Below are 22,325 nucleotides of genomic sequence, written 5' to 3' on the forward strand. Positions count from 1 at the left end.
GCGAGCCCATTGCTCGCTTTTTTCACCACAGCAAATGTAATGATATTACATTACAATGAGGTTGCCATGAACAAGAAGCTCCCGGTTACCGTCCTCTCCGGCTTTCTCGGTGCCGGCAAGACGACTCTGCTCAACCATATCCTCAACAATCGCCAGGGTTTGCGCGTTGCGGTGATCGTCAACGACATGAGCGAGGTGAACATCGACGCCGCGCTGGTACGCGACGGCGGCGCCAATCTCTCCCGAACGGAGGAACAGCTCGTCGAGATGACAAACGGCTGCATCTGTTGCACGTTGCGCGACGACTTGCTGAAAGAGGTCCGCCAGCTCGCCGAGCAGGGCCGGTTCGATTATCTGCTGATCGAATCCACCGGCATCGCCGAGCCCCTGCCCGTCGCAACCACATTCGAATTCCGCGATGAGGACGGCAGCAGCCTTTCCGATGTCGCAAGCCTCGATACCATGGTGACCGTCGTCGATGCGGCCAACCTTCTGGCCGATTATGGCTCGACGGATTTCCTTGCCGATCGCGGCGAAACCGCCGGCGACGGCGACAACAGGACGATCGTCGACCTGCTGGTCGAGCAGATCGAATTCGCCGATGTCGTCATTCTCAACAAGGTCGGTTCGGCAACGCCCGGGCAACGTGACGCCGCGCGCAAGATCATTGTCGGCCTCAATCCGGATGCCCGACTGATAGAAGCCGATTTCGCTGCGGTGGAACCGGGTGAGGTTCTCGGCACCGGCCGATTCGACATCGATCGCGCCGAGACCCATCCGCTTTGGTACAAGGAGTTGCACGGCTTCAAGGATCATGTTCCGGAAACCGAGGAATATGGCATCCGCTCCTTCGTCTATCGCGCGAAGAAACCGTTCGATCCCCTTAAATTCCAGGATTTTCTCAACCGCTCATGGCCCGGCGTCGTCCGAGCCAAGGGGTTCTTCTGGCTCGCGACCCGACCATATCATGTCGGCGAAATGAGCCAGGCGGGTGCTTTGGTGCGGACAAGCAAGATGGGCCTCTGGTGGGCGGCGGTGCCGCAGGAACAATGGCCGCGCGATCCGGGTTTCAAACAAGCTCTGGCGCCCTATCTCGACCCGGTCTGGGGCGACCGCCGTCAGGAGTTGGTGTTCATCGGTGCCGATCCGATGAGCGAGGCTCGGATCACGGAGGAGCTGGACGCGTGCCTGGTCAAGACGGATCGTTTCACGCCGGAACGCTGGCGGGACCTGCCGGATCCCTTTGCGAGCTGGAACAGGCCGACGGCATGACGAAGCAGAAAGTGATCAGATTCCGTTGTCATTGCTTCGAATGCGACAGCGACGACGAACGGGCGGACGACGCATCGCGATCCGACGCCGCCGAACAGAATCAGGACAACAAAGGATCAGACGAGGTAAATCCTCGCCTGATACCCGATGCGATCGGAAAGCTGTTGTTCGGGGCCTGAGCGCGAGTTCAGGCCACCAACATGCCCGCGGGGACGGCGATGATCTCGTGCATGACCAGCAACGCGCCGATCACTTCCGTCTTGGAGCGCAATGGCGTCATGGAGCAGTGAAATACGTTGTCGGGTTCAACCTGACGATAGGATGGATAAAGGCATTCCACCTTTTCTCCGGCAAAGCACGCATCCAGCTTTGCCTTCACGCTGCCTTCGAAAGATTCGGAACCCACGAATTCCGAGATATGACGCCCCAGAAGCTCCATCGGCTTCGATTTCAGAAATTCCGAATTGGCCGCGTTGCTATAGAGATAACGATAATCGCGCGTAATCACGGCCACGCGATCCGGCAGATTATCCAGAATGGCGTCGTTCAGAACGACACCCTCCTCCAAACCGAACACCGTCTCACGATCGACTTTCTCGCTCGAAAACGTCCTCAAAACTTCGCCGGCCGCTTCGCTCGCTCCACCGAAGTAGCGGTCGATCAGCACCGAAAGCGATCCAGAATTGCGCAAGACTCGCGAACGATCGTCTGCTTCTTCCCGTATGAGGTTGTTCATGAACTGGAGCTGCATGTATATCTCAAGCAGACTCGTGGCCTTATATGCCAGGATAGCCGCAATAAGAGGCCCCAATTCGCGATCAAGTGACGCTACAAGCTCGTCGTCGCCAAGTTTTATCGCACGCTGAATCTGACTGCATTTCATGGAGAAGGCATGAAAGAGTGCCAGCAAAATTGCCCTCCTGTCCTTGACCACGTCAGGACGCAGGGCCTCGATTCCCGGCGTTGCCATGCCCAAGGATATTCAGTTTGGTGTCCGCAATCTCACCAAACTTTCTACATTGTGAATTATCATGACTTACCCGCACTTTCAATCCGGATGAACGGAAGTTCTCGGGAAACGAGAACTTTCTGAAATGCAAAGCTTACCGAAGGCAATGACTGCATAAAGACCGGATCGAAAGGTACACACGGCCTGGAGGCGCGCGCCTCGCCGCAAAAGCCTAGAAGACGGTCTTCTTGATATTCCAGCGATCGTGATACCAGAGCCATTGTTCGGGATGCTCCCTCACCCAGCTCTCGACCTTGTCGTTCAGCATCTGCGCCGTTGCAGCCAGATCGAGGCCGCCGGCTTCGTTGCGCGGCATTTCCAGCTTTGGCTCGATTTCCAGCCTGTAGCGGTTGCCGGGCAGGCGAATGCAGCGGGCCGGATAGACTTCGCAATTGAACTGGCGCACGAGCTTCGGCAGGAGCGGATTGGTCTTTACGTCCCGCCCGAAAAACAGGGTCTTCAGGCCCTTGCGGAATTTCTGATCGACCAGCACGCCGACACCGCGACCAGCTTCCAGCTCCCTGGCAAGGGCAAAAGACGACCCGGCGTGCGAGGGCACGAGATTGCCCATGCGCTTTGCGCGGAAGTCGAAAACCTTCTTGGCCACATAGGGGTTGTTCGGCGGGCGGAAGAGCACCGTCACCGTCAGGCCAAACGCAGCCCCCGCAACGGGCAGCAGCTCGAAATTACCGGTATGGCCCGTAAAAACGATGAACGGCCGCGGATTGTCCCGAAGATCGAGAAAGATCGGAATGCCGGAAACTTCGACGCGACCGGGCTTGTCGCTATGCGGATCGAAATCGAACAACCGGTCGAGAAAGACGTATTCCGCCGCCAGCCGCCCCATGTTGCCCCAGCTTGCGAGCGCGATCTCCTCGATTTCCGCCTCGCTCTTCTCCGAAAAGGCATTGCGCAAATTGGTCAGCATCAGCTGGTGCCGCCGCATACGCGGACCGATCTTGCGGGTCAGCCAGTCGGCAAATCGGATTCCGCCATCGGCCGGAAACAGCTTCAGGAAATTGAGGAAGCCGAATATGACCTGCGCCACCAGCCACTGCCGGAAATTTCTGAGCGCAAGGACGATCCGGGTAATGAACAGCTTCACGCGGCTCAGTCCATCTTCAGGATGATCTTGCCGAAGATCTGGCGCGATTCCATCCGCTCCAGCGCCCGGTCGATATCGCCGAAGCTCACTTCGGTATCGATCACCGGATGCACCAGCCCGCGCGCCATCTTCTGCATGGCGTTGGCCATGTTCTCCATGCGGCAGCCGAAGGAGCCGAACAGCTTCAGCTGCTGCTGGAACAGCATCATCAGGTTCATTTCGGTGGAAACGCCTGAGGTCGAGCCGCAGGTGACGAGGCGGCCGCCGCGCTTCATGCAAAGCATCGAGCCGGCCCAGGTATCCTTGCCGACATGTTCGAAAACAACGTCGACGCCCTTCTTCTTCGTGAGCTTGCGCACGACGCCCTCGAAGCGGTCGGTGCGGTAATTGATGACGTGATCGGCGCCAAGAGCCTTCGCCTTCTCGATCTTGTCGTCCGAGCCGACCGTGGTGATGACGGTGCAGCCGATCTTCTTGGCAAGCTGGATGGCCGCCGTGCCGATGCCCGAGCCGCCGGCATGAACGAGAATCGTCTCGCCCGGCTCCAGCTTGGCATTGTCGAACAGCATGTGCTCGACGGTTCCGAAGGTCACGGGAGCCAATGCGGCGCCGATCGCATCGACGCCGGGCGGGGCCGGAACGAGCAGACGCGCCGGAAGGTTGACCTTCTCCTGCGCAAACCCGTCGAGATGGAAGCCATGCACGCCGCTGACGTTCTCACAGAGATTGTCTCGGCCCTCGCGACAATGACGGCAAAGGCCGCAGGTGCGCGCGCCATAGATGGATACCAGCTGGCCCGGCAATACATTGGCGACACCCGGCCCGATCGCTTCGACCACGCCCGCGGCCTCCGCGCCGATGACCAGCGGCATCTTGCGCTTGGCGAAAGCCATGCCACGCCAGCCCCAGACATCGATATGGTTGAGGGCGACGGCCTTGACGCGCAGCGTCACCTCGCCTGCGCCCGGCGCTTCCGGCTCCGGCAGATCGGTGATCTCAAGTTTGCGGTCGTCGATCAGTTGCAAAGCACGCATGGCAAAGTCCTTCGCCTCTCGGCGCATTATTATTTGTTCTTCGAAAGTCCGATTAAGCCGGTTCAAGCGCCATGACAAGGCTGGCGTTCTGGCCGCCGAACCCAAAGGAGTTCGAAAGAACGGCGTTCACCTGCTTTTCACGCTTCATGTTCGGCACGACGTCGAGGATGATCGACGGATCGGGATTGTTGTAGTTGATGGTCGGCGGCAGCGTTCCGGTCAGCATCGTCTGCAGCGAGAACACCGCCTCGACAGCACCTGCCGCCGTCAGCGTATGGCCGATCATAGACTTGTTCGATGAAACGGGGATGGTGGGAAGCCGCTCGCCGAAGACGGCTGACATCGCGCCATATTCCATCTTGTCGTTCTCCGGCGTCGAGGTGCCGTGAGCGTTGATATAGCCGATATCGCTCTCCTCCATGCCGGCATCGGCAAGCGCCGCGCGGATCGTCGCGATGGCCGGGCCGCCATCGGGCGAAGAGCGCGTGCGGTGGAACGAATCGGCCTTGTCGCCGGCACCCTTCATGATGCCGAGGATCTTGGCGCCGCGGGCGACCGCGGATTCCAGTGATTCCAGCACCAGCGTCGCGGCTCCCTCGGCGATGACGAAACCGTCACGATCCTTGCTGAACGGCTTGGAGGCCTTCGTCGGCGGATCGTTCTGGGTCGACAGGGCCGACAGCAGCGAGAAGCGGATCAGCGCCTCGGCGCTCAGCGAACCATCGGTCGCAACCACCAGCGCCCGCGCCGTGCGTCCCTGGCGGATCGCCTCGATGCCGAGCTGGATCGCGGTCACGCCCGATGCACAGGCAGTCGACAGCGTCACAGGCAGGCCGCGCGTGCCGAAGCGGTCGGCAAGACGCTCGGAAATAGCGCCGAAGAGGGCAGCTTCATGAAAAGCGGGATCCGGACGCTGGCGCATGGCCGCGAGGAACCGCTCATAGGCGTCGCCCTGATGATCCGCCGGCGGCGAACGGTCGGCAAGCGCGAAGCGGGCACTCCATTCCGGCTCGATCGGCGGTGCGGCCAGGAAAAGCGGCGCATCGAAATCGCCGGAGATGCCGGCCTGCGCCAAAGCCTCGATGGTCGTCTCCCGCGCGAAGGCATAGGAGCGTTCGACTGCGTTCGGCGCCGGGATATCGATGAAATCCACCGTGCCGGCGATACGCGTCGAAAGCCCGTCCGTCGGGAAACGGGTGATGTTATGGATACCCGAGGTGCCGGACGAAAGCGCGTTCCAGTTGTCCTGCAGCCCCTGCCCCAGCGACGTGATGATCCCCATGCCGGTAACGGCGACGATCGGACGTCCGAGATGATCCTTGTAAGCGGTCATATCCTGTTCCTCACGCTTCAGCGGAAAGTACGGCGATGCCTTCGCCGCGCGCATGGCCGACAGTGGTTACCACCGCCTTGCGTGCGCCCGTCGCCATCGGCTTTTCATGCGCGGCATCGAAGGGAGGCACCTTGGCCCGGTTCGCGACGGCCAGCGCTGCAAAGGCGAGCCCGAGCGGAAACTGGCTTTCGAGCCCATGGCCGGAAACGCCGGAATAGGCGCGGATGGCCGAGCCCGGAAGCTGCGCTTCGAGCACCGCCTTTTCGCGCTGCGCCAGATCCGGGATTGCGGTCGTACCGGAAAAGACGACGGTCGCCTCACCTGTTTCCTGCTTGGCAGGTGCGAGCATGCGCTCCAGCCGTGCCTCGAACTTGCCGTCGTCGCGACGGCCGCGATCGCCCTCGACCGCATCGAGCGTCGCATAGATATGTGCGCCGCGGCCTTCGGCATGGGCGCGCGATTCAAGCACCAGGAAGGCGCTCAGCGAGCCCATGATCATGCCGCCGCCGTCTTCCGGCTTGCGCGACCAGACCGGATGCCAGTCGCCGATCGCATGTGCATTGATCGATTCGATCAGCAAGATCATGTCCAGACGCTCGGCCGAAAACGCGCCGCCGACCAGGGCATGGCTCGATTCGCCCGACTTGATGCGATGGAAGGCGGTCTCGACGGCGGAAATGCCGGAGGCTTCCTCCCCCATGAAGGTGCGCGACGAGCCCGTGACCTTGTGGACGATCGAGATATTACCCGCGAGCAGATTCGAAAGCTGGGCCAGGAACAGGGTCGGCCGCAATTCGGTCGTCAGCTTCTCGTTTAGCAGCAGCTCGCGGTCGTTGCGCTTCAGGCCCTCGTTGACGATCAGCGTATCGACGTTCGTATCACGCTCGCCGCCGCCGGCCGCGACGATCATGTCCATCGTGCCGCAGGCATCCAGATCATCCTTGAAGCCGGCATCGTCGAGCGCCAGGCCGGCGGTGAAGACGCCGATGCGCTGCCAGTTTTCCATCTGCCGCTGATCGCCGCGCTTGGGAATCTGCTGCGACCAGTCGATGTCAGGCAGCGGATGTACGGGATAGGGCTTGAATTTCTCGGTTTCGACGATGGTCGGCGGCGCCTTGTCCGCAGTCAGCAGGGCCAGATGCGCATCCTTGCCGACACCCTGGCAAGTAACGACGCCGATACCCGTGATCACCACATCATTCTGAGCCTTGCTCATTCATCAATCCTCTTCGAATGCGGCGCCGAACAAGCCGGCGGCATCAACCGTTGGCGGCGATGGCGTCGAGAAGCCCGACCTCGCCTGCCCGCTTGCGCACGATATCGCCGAGCGGCACCTCATTAAACGGCATGGTGCGCAGCTTCAACTGCGCATCGCAGACCTTCTTTCCAGCTATGGTGATGCGTGCCTTGGTCACGGCAAACCCCGAACCCTCGTGCTCAAGATCGGCCTCGATGTCGAGTTCCGCTTCCGGCTCGACGAAGGTCCGCATCTTGGCGCCGTCGACCGACATCAGAAACGGCATGTAGGCGAATTTCGTAGCAGCCAGGACGAGCATGCCCGATGCTTGCGCCATCGTTTCGATGAGAAGAACACCGGGAACGAGCGGCATGCCGGGGAAATGGCCTTCGAAGACCGGACTTTTCGCCGGAACGACGGAATGCGCCTTCAACAGGCCCTTTGACAGATCGACAGATTCGACCTTGTCGATCATCTGGAAATATTCCAGCAGCATCAACGCCTCCGATCCAACCCGGCAACGCAGGATGCTCCGGGCGGGATACGCTATTTAAGAATGAAACAGCCCGGCCGCCATAATCAAGGGCGGCTGGGCGTCAAAAAAATGCAAAGGATGATGCTCAGCCCTTGGCGGCGCGCAATTCATCGATCTTGGCACAGAGATTCTTCAGCACGAAGTACTCTTCGGTCGAAACCTTGCCTTCGTTGACTTCCTGCGTCCACTGCTCGAGCGGAATCTTGATGCCGAACTCCTTGTCGATAGCGAAGACGATATCCAGGAAGTCCAGGCTGTCGATGCCGAGGTCGTCGATCGTGTGGCTATCCGGAGTGATCGTGTCACGGTCGATTTCGCTGGTTTCAGCGATGATGTCGGCAACTTTGTCAAATGTAGCAGTCACTGCCCATACCTCTTGAAATAATAATTCATCCCCCTCATAGGGAAATCCATCCCAAAAGCCAATGGTTTCCGCCAGAAACCCCGGTAATTTGGTGAAGCACTGTTGCGCAAACAGCAAAATGACACTTGCGTCACAATTGCGGAATCATGGCGACATGCGCGCAAGATGCGGCAGCATTGCGGCCTGATTGCAATGCTGCGCGCCTCTCCCTCGGCGAAAGATCAATCGCTAATCACGATACGCGTATTGTGAAGCCCCGCATCCGACGTCATGGCGAAGAATGTGGCGGCGTTGCGCGTATCGAGCCGCACGCAGCCATGCGATGCCGGCCGGCCGAGCTGCCGCACCTCGTAGGTACCATGAACCGCATAGCCGCCGTTGAAGAACACGGCATAGGGCATCGGCGCATCGTCGTATTTCTTCGAGCGATGATCCTTGGACAGCCATTTGGCGGTATAGGAGCCAGTGGGCGTCACATAGCCCCTGCGGGCCGTCGATACTCTCCAGCGATACCTGAAAGCTCCATCTTCCGACACCGTCATTGTTTGCGATCGAAGATCGACCACCGCAAGAACAGATCCGGCATGGGCCGAAACGGTATGAAATTGCATGAATAGACATGCCGTTGCTACTAACGCGACGCGTTTCATCTTGTCCCCTCCGACTGTTTGCTTCCTTCTGAAGCAATTCAGACGATGAGGGAGTGTATCGCCATGCCAATTATACCCAATTAATACATATAGTGAGCGATCCATTAATATGGATGACATTCACAGCAGCAGCAGGAATCCGAGGAAAGCGAGCAGCGTCAGCATCGTGCATGCCGAATAGAAGATGGAAATCCCGGCTTCGATGTCGTTGACCGTCGCCGTATCGCGGCCGGCGCCATTGATCATCGGCTCGCGCACGAGTTCTCCGCCATAGATCCGCGGGCCGGCAAGCTGGATGTCGAGCGCCCCGGCCATGGCTGCTTCCGGCCGGCCGGAGTTCGGCGAACGGTGCAATCCGCCATCCCTGACCGCGATGCGGATCGCATTTCCAAGCGCCGAGATACCGCGCTTGACCAGCGCGCCGGCGGCAATCAGCAGGATGGAAAGCCGCGCGGCCGGCCAATTGGCGATATCGTCCAGCCGGGCGGCGGCACGGCCGAAATCGATATAGGTCTCGGATTTGTGGCCAATCATCGAATCGGCGGTATTGAGCATCTTGTAGACAAACAGTCCTGGCAGGCCGAAAACGCCGTACCAGAGGGCGGGCGCGACCACGCCGTCGGAGAAATTCTCGGCAAGGCTTTCAATGGCCGCGCGGCAGATGCCCGGCTCGTCCAGCGTCTCCGGATCGCGGCCGACGATGCGCGACACGGCAAGACGCCCACCTTCCAGACCGTCCGCGCGCAGCGCCCGCGACACGTCTCCGACGTGATCGGCAAGGCTCTTCTGCGCCAGAAAAACCGCGACGAGCACCGCCTCGACCAATATGCCGAGCCAGCCGAAGAAGGCGAGAAACCCGTGAACCGCCCAGCCGGCGATAAGCGCGCCCATCAGCAACGCGACGATCGACATGATCCCGTTGCGGCGGCGAAGCACGCCCGAAAGGTGCTTTGCGTTGAACCGGCGGTCGAAAGACGAAATCGCCTTGCCAAACAGCACGACAGGATGCGGAAAGCGCTGCCAGAGCCAGTCGGGATCGCCGACGATGCGGTCGAGCAACAATGCAAGGACCAGAATGAGCAGATGTTCGTCGGCGGTCATGTCGAATAATCCTCAAGAGCATGATGCCGAAAAGTGTGAGCGGTTTTCGGACGCCATCATGCTCTACTTATTTGTTTCTGGAGCGGATTCAGATTTTAGGTCGAACAGACCTAAAATCATCCGACTCCAGTGCCCCGGCGAGTCTTTGGTCTGCCTCCTCATCCGGAGCCAGCCCGAAGCGCAGCCAGTTGCGCGCATAATCGAACTTGCGGACCAGAATGTGGTGACGGCAGAGATGCGTATATATGCCCTCGGCACGGTCGTCTGCAACCAGTGCAAACAGGGCCGTGCCTCCAGCGACATTCAGCTGCGAGCGGCGAAGGACCGTTTCCAGCGCCGAATGCCGTTGAAGAATGCGGTTTCGGATGGCGCCCGTGTCGCTTTCCATCAGGGACGCCGCGAGCGAAAGCGCAGGTCCTGAAACAGCCCAGGGCCCAAGCCAATCCTCGAAACGGCTCATGATCGAGGCTTCGGCAATGACGAAACCCAGCCGCAGGCCGGCCAGGCCGAAAAATTTCCCGAAGGAGCGGAAGACAATCAGGTTCGGCATCGACGCCGCGAAAGGCACGATGCTGGCCGCGGGCTCGACATCCCCGAAAGCCTCGTCGACCAGGAGAATGCCGCCTTGCCTGCGTTGCCTCTCATGCAGGTCCCGCAATTGCTCGACGGACAGCATCCGCCCGTCCGGATTGTTGGGATTGACAGCAACCACCAGTCCGTCATCGGCGGTGAGTTCGGCAATCGTCGAAACCTGACGGACACGCAAGCCGGCCAGCGTGAAGGCGCGCGCATATTCGCCATAGGTCGGGGAAAGGATCGCGACGCCGACGCTCCGCACGAGCCTGGGAAGCAGCTGAATGACCGACTGCGTGCCAGGAACCGGCAAGGGCAAGATATCGCCGCTGCGGTAATAGCCCCGCGCCGCCTCCCGCGCCTGCTCCTGCAAATGCTGATCCGGCAGCCTATGCCATGCCGTAACGGGGATCTCGGGCAAAGGCACCGGATTGGGGTTGATACCCGTCGACAGATCCAGCCATTCCTCCGGACGCCCGCCATATTGGCGCGCTGCCGCGGTAATGCCGCCGCCGTGGATGATCCTGCCCGTCATGCTGCCTCGCCGGCGAGGTCGATCAGATGCATATAGGAGCCGGCGACATTGCCGCGCTGCAGACCGGCCGCACCCAGATCGACGTCGAGTGCGTCCCTGACCGCAAACAGACGGTCTGCCTCGCCTTCCGATACGATGGTCGAATAGTGAAACTCGTGCGCCGTCATCGACTCGTCGAAAAAGGAGCCGGCAAGCGGCGTCACGCGGCGATAGCCGAGATGGCGCTGCCGCTTCTCGTAGCTGGTGACGACGGGCAACAGGCCGAGCATCTGATGACGGGTTCCCGCCGCATCCACGAGCCCCTCGCCTAGCACCATGTATCCGCCGCACTCGCCATAGATGCGCGCTCCCCGCGCGGCTGCAGCCACCACCCCATCCTGAAAGCGCCGCGCGGCGGCAAGCTTTTCGGCATGCAGTTCGGGATAGCCGCCCGGCAGGTAGACGGCATCGGCATCCGTCGAGGGTGCCTCGTCTGCGAGGGGAGAAAAGAAGGATATTTCCGCACCACGGCGTTTCCAGCCGAGCAGCATATGTTCGTAGGAGAAGGCGAAAGCGATATCCCTCGCCACGGCAATGCGCTGCCCGAAAGGCATGAGGCGCGCGATATTCGCCACGGACGGACGGACTACATGCTGCTGCGCCGCGCGCAAGAGCACGCCGAAATCGCATGCCTTCGACACGATCTCGGCAGCCGCCTCTATGAAATGCTCGAGCGCCCCATGCTCTCCCGCCTGCACCAGCCCCAGATGCCGCTCCGGCAAAGCAAGGCTACCGTCATTGCGGATGACCGCGACAACCGGCATACGCACCGTCTCAAGCGCCTGACGCAGCATTCTCTCATGCCTGTCGCTGGCAACGCGGTTGAGGACGACGCCGGCAATGCGGATGTCAGCTCGAAAATTGGCGAAGCCGCTGACCACGGCCGCGACCGATTGCGACATGCGCGAGGCATCGACGACAAGCACGACGGACAGGCCAAGCAGGGCGGCGAGATCGGCGGGCGTCCCGGTGCCATCGGCGGCGCCATCGAACAGGCCCATCATTCCCTCGATAACGAGCATCCGGCCGCCGGCGCGATGAAGTGCCGAGTTGGCGGAAATGAGTTCGGCGCGCATCGCCCATGGGTCGAAATTGAGACAGGGCGACCCTACCGCCGCCGCATGAAAGGCTGGATCGATATAGTCCGGCCCGGCCTTGCCGGATGCGACCGCAACGCCCCTGTTTCGCAGTGCCCGCAGCAGACCAAGCGTGAATGTGGTCTTGCCGGAGCCTGAGGAGGGTGCTGCGATCAGAAGGCCGCTCATGCCGACACCTTGTGTCCGCTCTCGCCCGGCCTTTCGGCCAGGGGCAGCAGCTTCCGGCCGGAAAGCGCGCCCAGCCAATCGAGCGACGGCCGCAATTTCACCACCTCGCCGACCACGACGATGGCAGGCGGCTCGAGGCCGGATGCCTCGACATCGTCAGGGGCGCGTCCGAGCGTCGTTTCCAAAACCTGCTGGGAGGATGTCGCCGCATTGCAGACGAAGGCCACGGGCTCATCCGCCGAACGGCCCGCGGCAATGAGATTGGCGCTGATCTGGGCGATGTGCTTCATCGCCATGTACATGACGATCACGGGCGAGCCCTTGCCGATCGCCTCCCAATTGATCGCGTCCGGCACGACGCCGGACGAATCATGACCGGTCAGGAAGGTAACGGCATGGTTGACGTCGCGATGGGTGACAGGGATGCCGGCATAGGCCAATCCCCCGATGCCGGCGGTGATGCCCGGCACGATGCGGAAGGGAATGCCATGCTCGACCAGCGTCAGGGCCTCTTCCCCGCCGCGCCCGAAAACGAAGGGATCGCCGCCCTTGAGGCGCAGAACCCGCTTGCCGGCCCGCGCCAGCTCCACCAGCCGCAGCGAAATATCCCGCTGCCTGGCCGAAGGCTTGCCGCCGCGCTTGCCGGCATATTCCAGTACTGCGCCCGGGCGGGCAAGCTTCAGGCAATCCTCGTTCACGAGCGCATCGTGCACGACGATATCCGCCTCCGCCAACCCCTTGGCAGCCAGCAGGGTCAACAGCCCCGGATCGCCAGGCCCGGCGCCGACGAGCCAGACAGACCCCGGCTCCAAGGCCGGCAGATTGGAGAAAATGGTATCGTTCATCCTCTGTGTCCTATGCCCGGATGGCAGAAATTGCAACGTTGAGAACGGGATAAGACGGTCGCAGCCCAATGTCGTTCCGCCACGGATAGTATGCCACAGACGGTCTGAAATGCGGCGATGACGCGCTATGGGCTTTGCCAGCGGCGACAGACCGTGAAAAAACGACGGTCAATCGCAGGGACTTCCGGATTCAATATGTCCGGACATTTGAGTATCTATATGAAAAAACGGTAAAATATAGGCGTGCCTGCGCGGGATCGAGAAGGGAGCGTGACCGCTCCCTTCTCCTGGATCTCAGTGCTTCACCTTGCCCAGGATCACGTCGCGGATCAGATCGACGACCGGCTGCGAGCGAATACCGGTGCAGACGATCTGGCTCGGCAGATTGTCCCAATCGCCCGGCGGGAAGCGACGGCCGTCCGGCTTGACGATCGTCTGGCCATCGGCGATGCCGCCGCAGACGACGCGAACCGCCCCTTCGATCGTGTCGAACAGCTCAGGCGCGACGACATAGACGCAGGCGCAGCTGTCGTGGACCATCATGCCGTCTTCGACCGCATGCTTGTAGAAATCGATATAGGACTGCGACAAATCCGCCAGCAGCTGCACCGAAGGTCCGCCGGCCTTTGCCATGTCGGCCAGATAGCTGCGGCTCATGGTCGTGATCGACGTCACGTCGAGACCGACAACGACAACCTTCCAGGCTGCCGTCATGACGAAATCGGCGGCTTCCGGATCTCCGTGAATATTGGCCTCGGCCACCGGGGTGACATTGCCCGGCACGTAGAAATTGCCGCCCATGATCACGACGTCCTTCACGAGCGAGGCGATTTCGGGATCGTGCTTCAATGCCAGGGCCAGATTGGTCATGCGACCGACTGCGACCAGGGTCACCTCGCCCGGATTGGCGCGGACGGTATCGATGATGAACTGATAGGCCGGCCGCGGATCGGCCGGCAGGTCGATCGTGTCAGGCACGTCGATGTCGCCGAGGCCGTTATGGCCATGAACCATCGTCGGCCACGGGCGTTCGTGACGCGAAGGATCGAAGGTGACGCTGGCGCCACGCGCGACCGGGCACGGAATATTCCACTCGCGCTTGAGGAACAGCGCGTTGCGTGTCGTCGTGTCTACCGAGGCATTGCCGAAAACCGTCGTCACGCCGAGAAGGTCGATATTCGGGTGACGATGCAGGAAGAGAAGCGCCATGGCGTCATCGACGCCCGGATCCGTATCATAAATGACCTTATGCATGATTTTTCCTTACCAACATACTGAATAAGCTTGATCTTCCGGAAAACTCCTCCCGTCGCGGATCATGCTTGACCTATCGGCATACACGAGAACAGCCGACGGCGAAATGCCGCCATGACGTCCTATGGGGCATTTGTGAGATTTGGATGGCGATTCCGAAGCTCAAGCGATCCTGGCGATCGCCGCCGTTGCAGAACCGGACTTGATCTTGGCAAGCACGAGCTCGGCCTCCAGACCGGCTGCCGCAAGTGCTGCGGCTTCGGCAACCCCATGACAGCCGACACGAGCGAAGACGATCTCGGACGGATTCTTCAGCCGGGGCGTCTCCCGCTCCAATACGGCCGCCTCGAAGAAACGTGCCGGTAGCCGAAAATGCGCCGCCGTCTCAAGGATGGCCGGCTCTTCCATGCGCGTATCGATCGACACCACGGCCAGAACCTGCTCGCTCCCGATCCCCACTTCCTGAAAGGCTCTTTCCGCGAGCATGCGCACGTCGTTCCAGTCCGTGCCGCGCTCGCAGCCGAGACCGAGAACATAGCGGCGGGTGGGATGGGCATGAGTCGTCATTCTCGCTCCCAGTGGCGACAACCGATATCGCAGATGTAGCCAGCCATTCCCGAACCGTCAATTTCGCGCAGTGTGTCCCCTCGGCAATTGCCTTGGGATGATCGAAGTGCCAGAAGGCCGCTGATTTCCCGCCGTCGAGTTCCCACCTTGCAAGACATCACATTTCAGATCCTGCTTCTGCTCTTTGCCGCCGCGTTCTTTGCCGGTTTTGTCGATTCCATCGCGGGCGGCGGCGGATTGGTGACGCTGCCAGTCATGCTGCTGGCCGGCATTCCGGGCCTTCAGGCGCTTGGCACCAACAAGGTGCAGTCGATCTGCGGCGCGGCCTCGGCGACCATCGCCTATGCAAGGCAGGGGCATGTGCAGCTTCACAAACAGCTTCCGATGGCGCTCATGGCCGTCATTGGCGGCGTGTTCGGCGCCTTGCTCGCGACCGTCATGCCAAGTGCGATCCTGAATATCATCCTCCCCTTCCTGCTGATCGCCATCGCGCTCTACTTCGCCATCAAGCCCAATCTCGGCGACGTCGAACGGCATCAGCGCATCAGTGCCGGGCTCTTCGGCGTGACCCTCGTTCCGTTGATCGGATTCTATGACGGCGCATTCGGGCCCGGCACCGGTTCGTTCCTGATGCTCGCCTTCGTAACGCTTGCCGGCTTTGGCCTGCTGAAGGCGACGGCGCATACGAAGCTCCTTAATTTCGGCTCGAATCTCGGCAGCCTCATCGTCTTCATCTTCTCCGGCGCCATCCTTTGGAAGGTCGGGCTGGTGATGGGACTCGGCCAGTTCCTCGGCGCCCAGGTCGGCTCGCGGCTTGCCATGCGTATCGGCGCCAGGCTGATCAAGCCGCTGCTGGTCGTGGTCTGTATCGCGCTGGCCGCCAAGCTGCTGGCGGATCCCCATCATCCCGTAAGGATATGGCTGGGGCTGTAAAAACGAGCCTTTGATTACCTCGGACGTAATTGATAGTCCTTCGGTGCACGCCGATGATCGCCCTGCCTGAACGGTTCAGGCGATCCAAAGGAGTTGACCGATGACTGATGCGACCACCATTGCAGAACGCTATATCGCCATCTGGAACGAAGCCGATACCGAACGCCGGCGTGCGCTCATTGCCGAGGCATGGACGGAGGCCTGCAGCTATATCGACCCAATGATGCGTGCCGACGATCGCGAGCAGATCCACGCTCTGGTCACGGCGGCGCACGAACGCTTCCCCGGCTTCCGCTTCAGCCTGATCACGGACGGCGACCGCCATGGCGACAATCTCCGCTTCTCCTGGGGTTTCGGTCCGGTCGATGCCGAGCCGATGATCAAGGGCACGGATTTCGCCATCCTCGAAGGCGACCGGCTGAAGTCCGTCCATGGCTTCATCGACCAGCTGCCGGCCGCCGCATGACGAACCCGGCCCGCTCTCTCGGCGATCACCTGCGCGAATGGCGGCAACGCCGCCGCCTGAGCCAGCTCGAATTCGCCCTCGAAGCCGATATCTCGCAACGACATCTAAGCTTCCTCGAGAGCGGGCGGGCGCTGCCAAGCCGCGAGATGCTGATGCATCTCGCAGAAAGGCTCGGCATACCCCTGCGCGAGCGCAACCCCATGCTTCTGGCGGCGGGTTTCGCTCCGGTCTTTCCGGAACGCAAGCTGGACGATCCGGCGCTGGCGCCGGCGCAGCGCGCCATCGATATGCTGCTGAAGGGGCACGAGCCCTTCCCGGCCCTGGCCGTCGACCGGCACTGGACGCTGGTCGCCGCCAATGCCGCCGTCGCACCGCTTCTTGCCGGGGTAACCGATGTCTCGCTGACCACTGCGCCGGTCAACGTCCTGCGGCTCAGCCTGCATCCGCAGGGGCTGGCGCCCCGGATCGCCAACCTGGCCGAATGGCGCGCGCATCTGCTGGAACGCCTGCGCCAGCAGATATCGGCAACGGGCGACCCCGTGCTGATAAAACTGCTGGAGGAATTATCGGCCTATCCCGCGCCCGCAATGCAGAAGACAGTTGCGGCGGAGCGGGATTTCGCCGGAATCGCGGTGCCGCTCGAGCTTATCACCGAAGCGGGACACCTCTCCTTCCTGTCGACCACGACCGTCTTCGGAACGCCGGTCGATGTCACGCTGTCGGAGCTCGCGATCGAATCCTTTTTTCCCGCGAACCCGCAGACGGCGGAAGCGCTGAAGGCGATGCTGCCCGCCAGCTGAAAGCCGCGTCGATCAGAACTCGACGCCGGGCTGCCCTTTGATGCCCGAGCGGAAGGGATGCTTGATCAATTCCATCTCGGTGACGAGATCGGCAATCTCGATCAGCTCTTCCTTGGCGTTGCGGCCGGTCAAGACCACATGGGTCATATAGGGCTTTTCGGTCTTCAGGAATTCCAGCACCTCGTTGATGTCGAGGTAATCGTAGCGAAGCGCGATATTGATCTCGTCCAACAGCACCATCGAGTTCCGTTCGTCGCGGATCAGCTCCTTGGCCTTTTCCCAGGCAGCCGAGGCCGCCGCGACGTCGCGGGCGCGATCCTGCGTTTCCCAGGTGAAGCCTTCGCCCATGGTATGGAACTGGCAGATATCGGAGAAATGCTTCTCGATCAGGTCGCGCTCGCCGGTCCACATGGCGCCCTTGATGAACTGGACCACGGCGCTCGGCTTCCCGTGCGCGATGTGGCGGAAGATCATGCCGAAAGCGGAGGAGGATTTTCCCTTGCCCTTGCCGGTGTGGACGATGATCAGGCCCTTCTCGTCGTTCTTGGTCGCCATGATCTTGTCGCGCGCGGCCTTCTTCTTGGCCATCTTGTCGGCGTGGCGAGCATCGTCGCTCTTCGGAGGTTCCGCGCCGGTTTCGGCCAATTCGTCGCTCATTGCATTCTCCCTGATATGATCGATTTCTGTGCCAGCGGCCCGCCGCGCCAGAGGTAGAGCGCGACAAGCGGCTCATCTTCCGTTCGCATGGCATGGCGGATATTCGAAGGGTGGCGGATCACCTCGCCCGACCAGCGCGGCAGGAAAGGCTGGGCATCCTTGCTCCACAACGAGCCGTCGCTCAGAGGGATATAGATCTCCTCGGCCTCGTGATGATGGTCCGGATAGTGCACCCCGGGACCGAGCAACAAGAAGCCGCCGGCCATGTCTTCGCTGGCGAAATGCCCTCGCGTGCCGAACAGCTCGACCCAGCCATATCTCCGCAGGAAATCGGCGCCGAAATCGGTGATGCTGTAGGTCTGGGCCCAATGCAGCGCATTCGCGGCATCTGAAAGCCTGTCGAGCAAAGCGCCTTCCGCCCCATTACCTGGCCGGTGAAGCTGCCGAAGATAGCCTGCGACAGGCAGATCGTGCGGCGCGAGCGGGCGCTCTTCCGTCGGCCAGCGAAAGCCCCGAATGAAATGCTGCAGCCCCGGATCGCTCCGCGACAGCAGATAATCCCGAAAGGCTGCCAGAAGCTCGTCGACCGCACTCATGCCGCCGTCTCCTTGCCCGTGTCCAGGCTTTCCAGATCGAACCGCGCCGAATTGCTTCTCGGCGTCCATAAATGGCGATCGACCGCCTCCAGCAGACGCTCGCGCAAATCCTGCAGCGCGGCCGGGTTCTTTTCCGCCATGAAGTCTCGCACGCGCTGGTCTACGACGAAAGCCTGGTACACGGCCTCGAAATGATGGTTGCGGACCGCGCCGGTCGTCGCCGCAAAGGCGAAGAGATAATCCACCGTCGCAGCGATCTCGAAAGCGCCCTTGTAGCCATGGCGCATGATGCCCTCGATCCACTTGGGATTGACGACGCGCCCGCGCACGACCCGGCCGATCTCCTCTTCAAGAGAGCGGATGACAGGCTTTTCCGGTCTGGAATGGTCGTTGTGATAGATCGACGGGCGCGCGCCGCCAAGCTGCTCGGCCGCGGCCGCCATGCCGCCCTCGAACTGATAGTAGTCGTCGCTGTCGAGCAGGTCGTGCTCGCGGTTGTCCTGATTCTGCACCACCGCCTGGATCGAGCGCAACCGTTCCTCGAAGACGCCGCGCTCGGCCGTGCCCTCCTCGCCGGCGCCATAGGCATAGCTGCCCCAGACGAGATAGGCCTCGGCCAGATCCGCGCGTCGCTCCCAGCCCTTCTCGTCGATCAGCGCCTGCAGCCCGGCACCGTAAGCGCCGGGCTTGGACCCGAAGATGCGATATCCGGCTCTGCGGCTGGCGGAGGCCTTGTCGAGGCCGGCTGCCTCCAGCCGCGCGATCTCGCCACGCATGCGCGCCGCAATCGGATTGTCTGTCTCATCCTCGTCGAGCATGCCGACGGCCCGGATCGCTTTGTCGAACAAGGCTATCTGCTCGGGAAAGGCGTCACGGAAGAAACCGGAGATGCGCAGCGTGACATCGACTCGCGGCCGCCGCAGAATGGCCGGCGGGATGATTTCGTATCCGGTGACGCGGCGCGAGGTCATGTCCCAGATAGGCTTGACGCCGATCAGCGCCAGCGCCTGCGCCACGTCATCGCCGCCCGTGCGCATGTTCGACGTGCCCCAAGCCGTGAGGCCGAAGGAAACGGGCCATTCGCCATGGTCCTGAACGTAGCGGCGGATCAGCAATTCGGCCGATTTCCGGCCAAGCTCATAGGCCGCCGGCGTCGGGACGGCGCGGCTGTCGACCGAATAGAAATTCCGTCCCGTCGGCAAGACATCCGGCCGGCCCCGCGTCGGCGCGCCGGAGGGACCGGGGGGCACGAAACGCCCGTCAAGGCCTTTGAGCAAGGCCGCGATCTCGGCATCGCCGCAAGCAAGAATGGACGGCTGCAGCTTTGAGGCTATCTCGCCCAGAACCATGCGGGTGTTCGGCCAATTTTCCGGGCACGCCGTTTCGCCCGAGACCAATTGTGCAGCCAGCAATTCGATGCGTTCGACCGTATCGCCTTGCGTGCGCCAGGGCGCCTCGGCAACATCCTGGAGGATAAAGGGTCGCGGGCCATTCCATTCGGCGGCCATGTCACAGTCCAGCGGGTCGAATGGTTTGCTTGGAGAGATACCCCCCTCTGTCAGCGTTGCTGACATCTCCCCCACAAGGGGGGAGATTGGGGGGAGCATGCCGCTTCGCTTTCCCGATCCATCACCAATAGTATCAACGGCCTCGACATCAGTTTGATACGAGCGAGCGCCATGGGTTAACGATCTCCCCCCTTGTGGGGGAGATGTCGCGGCAGCGACAGAGGGGGGTATCGCACCCTCCACACCCTCAAAAGCATCCCGCGCAATCGCGCGCTGCAGGCTCTGATCGCCGCCCTCGCCCAGCCCGCGCGGCACCCGCGCCAGCGCCACCGTCAAATCCGTCAACAGCCTTCCGGAAGGCGAAACGCCGAAGATGTGCAGGCCATCGCGGATCTGCATTTCCTTGAGGTCGCAGAGATAGGCGTCGAGCTTGCGCAGTGCCTCGTCTTCCCCCTCGCCCTTGGCGATGCCGGCGTCCTGATCGAGACCGATATCGGCGACGAGGTCGAGGATCTGTTTGCGCAGCAGACGGATACGTCGCGGATCGCCGCCGGACGCCTCGTAATATTCATCGACCAGCGCCTCCAGATCCTTCAGGGGACCATAGCTTTCGGCGCGTGTCAGCGGCGGCGTCAAATGATCGATGATGACGGCGCTTGTGCGGCGCTTGGCCTGCGTGCCCTCGCCGGGATCGTTGACGATGAAGGGATAGAGGTTCGGCAGCGGCCCGAGGATTGCCTCGGGATAGCAGTTCTCGGAGAGCGCCAGCGCCTTGCCCGGCAGCCACTCGAGATTGCCGTGCTTGCCCATGTGGATGACCGCATGCGCACCGAAGGAGCGGCGCAGGAAGGCATAGAAGGCGAGATAGCCGTGCGGCGGGACGAGATCGGCAGAGTGGTAGCTCTCCTTCGGATCGATGTTGTACCCGCGTGCCGGCTGGATACCGACAAGCACCGCGCCGAAACGGGCGAACGGCAGGGCGAAGGCACCGTTCAGCGCGTACGGATCCGCCTCCGGATCGCCCCAGCGACCCGTAATCTCATCCTGAATCTGTTTCGGAAGCGACGAGAAGAAATCCTTGTAGTCGCTGAAGGAAAGCGTCTCGCGAACCACGCGGCCGTCACGGCCCGAATTTGTCGGCCCCTCCGCCAAGTGCCGCATCAGCGCATCGCCATCGGCAGGCAGGTCGGCAACACGATAGCCGCCCGCCCGCATCGCTTTCAGCACCTCGATGGTACCGGCAGGCGTGTCGAGCCCGACGCCGTTGCCGAGGCGCCCATCGCGATTGGGATAATTCGCCACGACAAGCGCAATGCGGCGATCGCCGGGCAGCGTGTTACGCAGCCGCGCCCAGTTGGCGGCGAGCCGCGCCGTGTAGCGCATGCGATCCTCGTGGGGTTCGCTGGCGACGATATTGGCCTCGACCCGCTCGTCGTAGCGGGCGGCCGCCTTGAAGGACACCGCGCGGGCGAGAACGCGACCATCGACCTCGGGCAATGCGACGTTCATGCCGAGATCGCGCGCCGAAAGCCCCTGCGAGGATGCCTCCCAGGCTCCCCTGGACGAGGCTGAAAAAATGGCCTGGAGAACAATGGCGTCACCCGTTTCGAGAACCGACGGCTGGCGATCCGCGCCCGGGGCAGAAACGGCAAAACCGGTGGTATTGATGACCACGCCCGGCTTCAACCCGGTAAAGACGCTTTCGAGGATACCGACCGACACGGCATCTTTCAAACTATAGGCAAAGACCGGCAGCGGCCGCATGCCTTCGGCGATAAGCGCCTCTATCATGGCTTCGACAGGCTTCGTCTCACCGCTCTGCACCAGCGCGCGATAGAAGGAAATCGCGACCGTTGGGGGTTCGAATCCTGCAGGGACCGCCATGTTCGCCGCAGAAACACTCTTCCATTCCTCGACACCGATCACGCCCCTGCCCGGCCACCAGATGCCGGCCTTCATCAGGGGCATGGCGGGCATCGGCTTCTCCGCACCCGACAGCATCGCCTCGGCATAGGCAAGGAATGCACTGGAGTTGGCCTCGCCGCCTTCGATCAGATACGACCAGAGCGCATTGAGATCGTCGAGAGCGACATTGGAGAATGGCGTCAGTCCGGGATCGGGCTTCGAATCCCCCGGCAGCACCGCAATCAAGGTGCCTTGCCGCGCCGCACAGGCATGCAGCGCTTCCAGCGCATAGTGGAAGTAACTCGCGCCTCCGAGCGCCCGCACGATGATGAGCTTCGCATGCCTGGCTGTCCTGTCGACATAGCTATCGACGGACATCGGATGCTTGAGGCTCATCAGGCTCGCAAGCCGAAGGGAACGGCCGCCCTCGCCGTGGGCTGCGGCAATCGCCGCAAGCTCGGTGTCGGCGGCCGACAGAAAGAGGATATCGCCCGCCGATTGGCCAAGGTCTATCGCCTCCTCGCCGTCGCTGATCGTTCCCTTTTGCGCCAGGAGGAGATGCATTAGGCTTTAGAGTATGCGTCGGCATACCCCCTTCTGTCTCGTTGTGACATCTCCCCCACGAGGGGGGAGATCATTCGGTGCCATGCCTCGCCCAGTCGGCCATCCGAAATTCCTGAAACTTCAGCAGTCAGCCATTTCGCGACAACGTAGTCACGAGCTTCCAATCTCCCCCCTTGTG

At 61.7% G+C, this 22,325-nt stretch carries 21 protein-coding genes; 4 read left to right on the plus strand and 17 right to left on the minus strand.

All coding sequences use genetic code 11. The annotated features are described in order from the left end of the window. Positions 1 to 66: 66 nt before the first annotated feature. Positions 67 to 1,272, plus strand: a complete 1,206-nt coding sequence (locus GR212_RS15980) for a GTP-binding protein (RefSeq protein WP_163987558.1) — start codon at positions 67 to 69, stop codon at positions 1,270 to 1,272. A gap of 187 nt (positions 1,273 to 1,459) precedes the next feature. On the opposite strand, the gene GR212_RS15985 is transcribed toward GR212_RS15980, so the two are convergent. The 14 genes from GR212_RS15985 to GR212_RS16050 form a co-directional block, all read right to left on the minus strand. Continuing rightward, positions 1,460 to 2,182 carry a PAS domain-containing protein gene (locus GR212_RS15985; RefSeq protein WP_163987751.1) on the minus strand — a complete coding sequence of 241 codons (723 nt, stop codon included), beginning with the start codon at positions 2,180 to 2,182 and terminating at the stop codon, positions 1,460 to 1,462. Between the two features lie 271 nt (positions 2,183 to 2,453). Next, positions 2,454 to 3,386: a lipid A biosynthesis lauroyl acyltransferase gene (locus tag GR212_RS15990; protein ID WP_163987559.1), complete on the minus strand. Its 933-nt coding sequence runs from the start codon at positions 3,384 to 3,386 to the stop codon at positions 2,454 to 2,456. Positions 3,387 to 3,391: 5 nt separating this feature from the next. Then, positions 3,392 to 4,420 carry a zinc-binding dehydrogenase gene (locus GR212_RS15995; protein WP_163987560.1) on the minus strand — a complete coding sequence of 343 codons (1,029 nt, stop codon included), beginning with the start codon at positions 4,418 to 4,420 and terminating at the stop codon, positions 3,392 to 3,394. A 52-nt stretch (positions 4,421 to 4,472) separates the two neighbouring features. Next, the gene (locus GR212_RS16000) at positions 4,473 to 5,753 is read right to left on the minus strand and encodes a beta-ketoacyl-ACP synthase (RefSeq protein WP_163987561.1); all 1,281 of its coding nucleotides are present in this window, start codon (positions 5,751 to 5,753) and stop codon (positions 4,473 to 4,475) included. 10 nt (positions 5,754 to 5,763) lie between these two features. Beyond that, complete coding sequence (locus GR212_RS16005; RefSeq protein ID WP_163987562.1) at positions 5,764 to 6,969, minus strand: beta-ketoacyl-ACP synthase; 1,206 nt, start codon at positions 6,967 to 6,969, stop codon at positions 5,764 to 5,766. A 43-nt stretch (positions 6,970 to 7,012) separates the two neighbouring features. Beyond that, on the minus strand, positions 7,013 to 7,486 hold the full coding sequence (locus GR212_RS16010; protein ID WP_163987563.1) for a 3-hydroxyacyl-ACP dehydratase FabZ family protein: 474 nt from the start codon (positions 7,484 to 7,486) through the stop codon (positions 7,013 to 7,015). Positions 7,487 to 7,610: 124 nt separating this feature from the next. Continuing rightward, the gene (locus tag GR212_RS16015) at positions 7,611 to 7,889 is read right to left on the minus strand and encodes an acyl carrier protein (protein ID WP_069613139.1); all 279 of its coding nucleotides are present in this window, start codon (positions 7,887 to 7,889) and stop codon (positions 7,611 to 7,613) included. A gap of 221 nt (positions 7,890 to 8,110) precedes the next feature. After that, the gene (locus GR212_RS16020; protein ID WP_163987564.1) at positions 8,111 to 8,539 is read right to left on the minus strand and encodes a L,D-transpeptidase; all 429 of its coding nucleotides are present in this window, start codon (positions 8,537 to 8,539) and stop codon (positions 8,111 to 8,113) included. A gap of 120 nt (positions 8,540 to 8,659) precedes the next feature. Next, positions 8,660 to 9,640, minus strand: coding sequence for an adenosylcobinamide-phosphate synthase CbiB (cbiB, locus tag GR212_RS16025; RefSeq protein WP_163987565.1), 981 nt, complete (start codon positions 9,638 to 9,640; stop codon positions 8,660 to 8,662). An 88-nt stretch (positions 9,641 to 9,728) separates the two neighbouring features. Then, positions 9,729 to 10,748 (minus strand): threonine-phosphate decarboxylase CobD, encoded by a 1,020-nt coding sequence (gene cobD, locus GR212_RS16030; RefSeq protein WP_163987566.1) that lies wholly within the window; start codon positions 10,746 to 10,748, stop codon positions 9,729 to 9,731. Further along, positions 10,745 to 12,052 carry a cobyrinate a,c-diamide synthase gene (locus tag GR212_RS16035; RefSeq protein WP_163987567.1) on the minus strand — a complete coding sequence of 436 codons (1,308 nt, stop codon included), beginning with the start codon at positions 12,050 to 12,052 and terminating at the stop codon, positions 10,745 to 10,747. Before GR212_RS16035 ends, cobD begins: the two co-directional genes overlap by 4 nt. Further along, positions 12,049 to 12,897, minus strand: a complete 849-nt coding sequence (gene cobA / locus GR212_RS16040) for a uroporphyrinogen-III C-methyltransferase (protein ID WP_163987568.1) — start codon at positions 12,895 to 12,897, stop codon at positions 12,049 to 12,051. Before cobA ends, GR212_RS16035 begins: the two co-directional genes overlap by 4 nt. Before the next feature lie 294 nt (positions 12,898 to 13,191). Beyond that, on the minus strand, positions 13,192 to 14,151 hold the full coding sequence (locus GR212_RS16045) for a nucleoside hydrolase (RefSeq protein WP_163987569.1): 960 nt from the start codon (positions 14,149 to 14,151) through the stop codon (positions 13,192 to 13,194). 162 nt (positions 14,152 to 14,313) lie between these two features. Next, on the minus strand, positions 14,314 to 14,718 hold the full coding sequence (locus GR212_RS16050) for a cobalamin biosynthesis protein (protein WP_163987570.1): 405 nt from the start codon (positions 14,716 to 14,718) through the stop codon (positions 14,314 to 14,316). Between the two features lie 147 nt (positions 14,719 to 14,865). Between GR212_RS16050 and GR212_RS16055 the strand changes: the two genes are divergently transcribed. From GR212_RS16055 to GR212_RS16065, 3 genes are all read left to right on the plus strand, one after another. Further along, positions 14,866 to 15,651, plus strand: coding sequence for a TSUP family transporter (locus GR212_RS16055; RefSeq protein ID WP_163987571.1), 786 nt, complete (start codon positions 14,866 to 14,868; stop codon positions 15,649 to 15,651). 100 nt (positions 15,652 to 15,751) lie between these two features. Beyond that, on the plus strand, positions 15,752 to 16,117 hold the full coding sequence (locus GR212_RS16060; protein ID WP_163987572.1) for a nuclear transport factor 2 family protein: 366 nt from the start codon (positions 15,752 to 15,754) through the stop codon (positions 16,115 to 16,117). Next, positions 16,114 to 16,917 (plus strand): helix-turn-helix domain-containing protein, encoded by an 804-nt coding sequence (locus tag GR212_RS16065; protein WP_163987573.1) that lies wholly within the window; start codon positions 16,114 to 16,116, stop codon positions 16,915 to 16,917. Before GR212_RS16060 ends, GR212_RS16065 begins: the two co-directional genes overlap by 4 nt. Before the next feature lie 12 nt (positions 16,918 to 16,929). Here GR212_RS16065 and cobO read toward each other — a convergent pair whose 3' ends face one another. From cobO to cobN, 3 genes are read right to left on the minus strand one after another with little or no spacing between them, the layout of a single operon-like run. Then, on the minus strand, positions 16,930 to 17,574 hold the full coding sequence (gene cobO / locus GR212_RS16070; protein WP_163987574.1) for a cob(I)yrinic acid a,c-diamide adenosyltransferase: 645 nt from the start codon (positions 17,572 to 17,574) through the stop codon (positions 16,930 to 16,932). Beyond that, a complete protein-coding gene (locus tag GR212_RS16075) occupies positions 17,571 to 18,170 on the minus strand; it encodes a dimethylsulfonioproprionate lyase family protein (RefSeq protein ID WP_163987575.1) in 600 nt (199 codons plus the stop codon). Before GR212_RS16075 ends, cobO begins: the two co-directional genes overlap by 4 nt. Then, on the minus strand, positions 18,167 to 22,147 hold the full coding sequence (gene cobN / locus GR212_RS16080; RefSeq protein ID WP_163987576.1) for a cobaltochelatase subunit CobN: 3,981 nt from the start codon (positions 22,145 to 22,147) through the stop codon (positions 18,167 to 18,169). Before cobN ends, GR212_RS16075 begins: the two co-directional genes overlap by 4 nt. Positions 22,148 to 22,325 lie beyond the last annotated feature (178 nt).

It is taken from the genome of Martinezella lusitana (genome assembly GCF_010668395.1).
GTDB classification, from domain to species: domain Bacteria; phylum Pseudomonadota; class Alphaproteobacteria; order Rhizobiales; family Rhizobiaceae; genus Rhizobium; species Rhizobium lusitanum_A.

Coding starts and splice junctions, on each gene's coding strand:
- GR212_RS16010 (WP_163987563.1), bottom strand. CDS start 7,486: ATGCTGCTGGAATATTTCCAGATGATCGACAAGGTCGAATCTGTCGAT.
- GR212_RS15980 (WP_163987558.1), top strand. CDS start 67: ATGAACAAGAAGCTCCCGGTTACCGTCCTCTCCGGCTTTCTCGGTGCC.
- GR212_RS16075 (WP_163987575.1), bottom strand. CDS start 18,170: ATGAGTGCGGTCGACGAGCTTCTGGCAGCCTTTCGGGATTATCTGCTG.
- GR212_RS16050 (WP_163987570.1), bottom strand. CDS start 14,718: ATGACGACTCATGCCCATCCCACCCGCCGCTATGTTCTCGGTCTCGGC.
- GR212_RS16045 (WP_163987569.1), bottom strand. CDS start 14,151: ATGCATAAGGTCATTTATGATACGGATCCGGGCGTCGATGACGCCATG.
- GR212_RS16060 (WP_163987572.1), top strand. CDS start 15,752: ATGACTGATGCGACCACCATTGCAGAACGCTATATCGCCATCTGGAAC.
- GR212_RS16065 (WP_163987573.1), top strand. CDS start 16,114: ATGACGAACCCGGCCCGCTCTCTCGGCGATCACCTGCGCGAATGGCGG.
- GR212_RS16000 (WP_163987561.1), bottom strand. CDS start 5,753: ATGACCGCTTACAAGGATCATCTCGGACGTCCGATCGTCGCCGTTACC.
- cobO (WP_163987574.1), bottom strand. CDS start 17,574: ATGAGCGACGAATTGGCCGAAACCGGCGCGGAACCTCCGAAGAGCGAC.
- GR212_RS16035 (WP_163987567.1), bottom strand. CDS start 12,052: ATGAGCGGCCTTCTGATCGCAGCACCCTCCTCAGGCTCCGGCAAGACC.
- GR212_RS16005 (WP_163987562.1), bottom strand. CDS start 6,969: ATGAGCAAGGCTCAGAATGATGTGGTGATCACGGGTATCGGCGTCGTT.
- cobN (WP_163987576.1), bottom strand. CDS start 22,147: ATGCATCTCCTCCTGGCGCAAAAGGGAACGATCAGCGACGGCGAGGAG.
- cbiB (WP_163987565.1), bottom strand. CDS start 9,640: ATGACCGCCGACGAACATCTGCTCATTCTGGTCCTTGCATTGTTGCTC.
- cobD (WP_163987566.1), bottom strand. CDS start 10,748: ATGACGGGCAGGATCATCCACGGCGGCGGCATTACCGCGGCAGCGCGC.
- GR212_RS15995 (WP_163987560.1), bottom strand. CDS start 4,420: ATGCGTGCTTTGCAACTGATCGACGACCGCAAACTTGAGATCACCGAT.
- GR212_RS16020 (WP_163987564.1), bottom strand. CDS start 8,539: ATGAAACGCGTCGCGTTAGTAGCAACGGCATGTCTATTCATGCAATTT.
- cobA (WP_163987568.1), bottom strand. CDS start 12,897: ATGAACGATACCATTTTCTCCAATCTGCCGGCCTTGGAGCCGGGGTCT.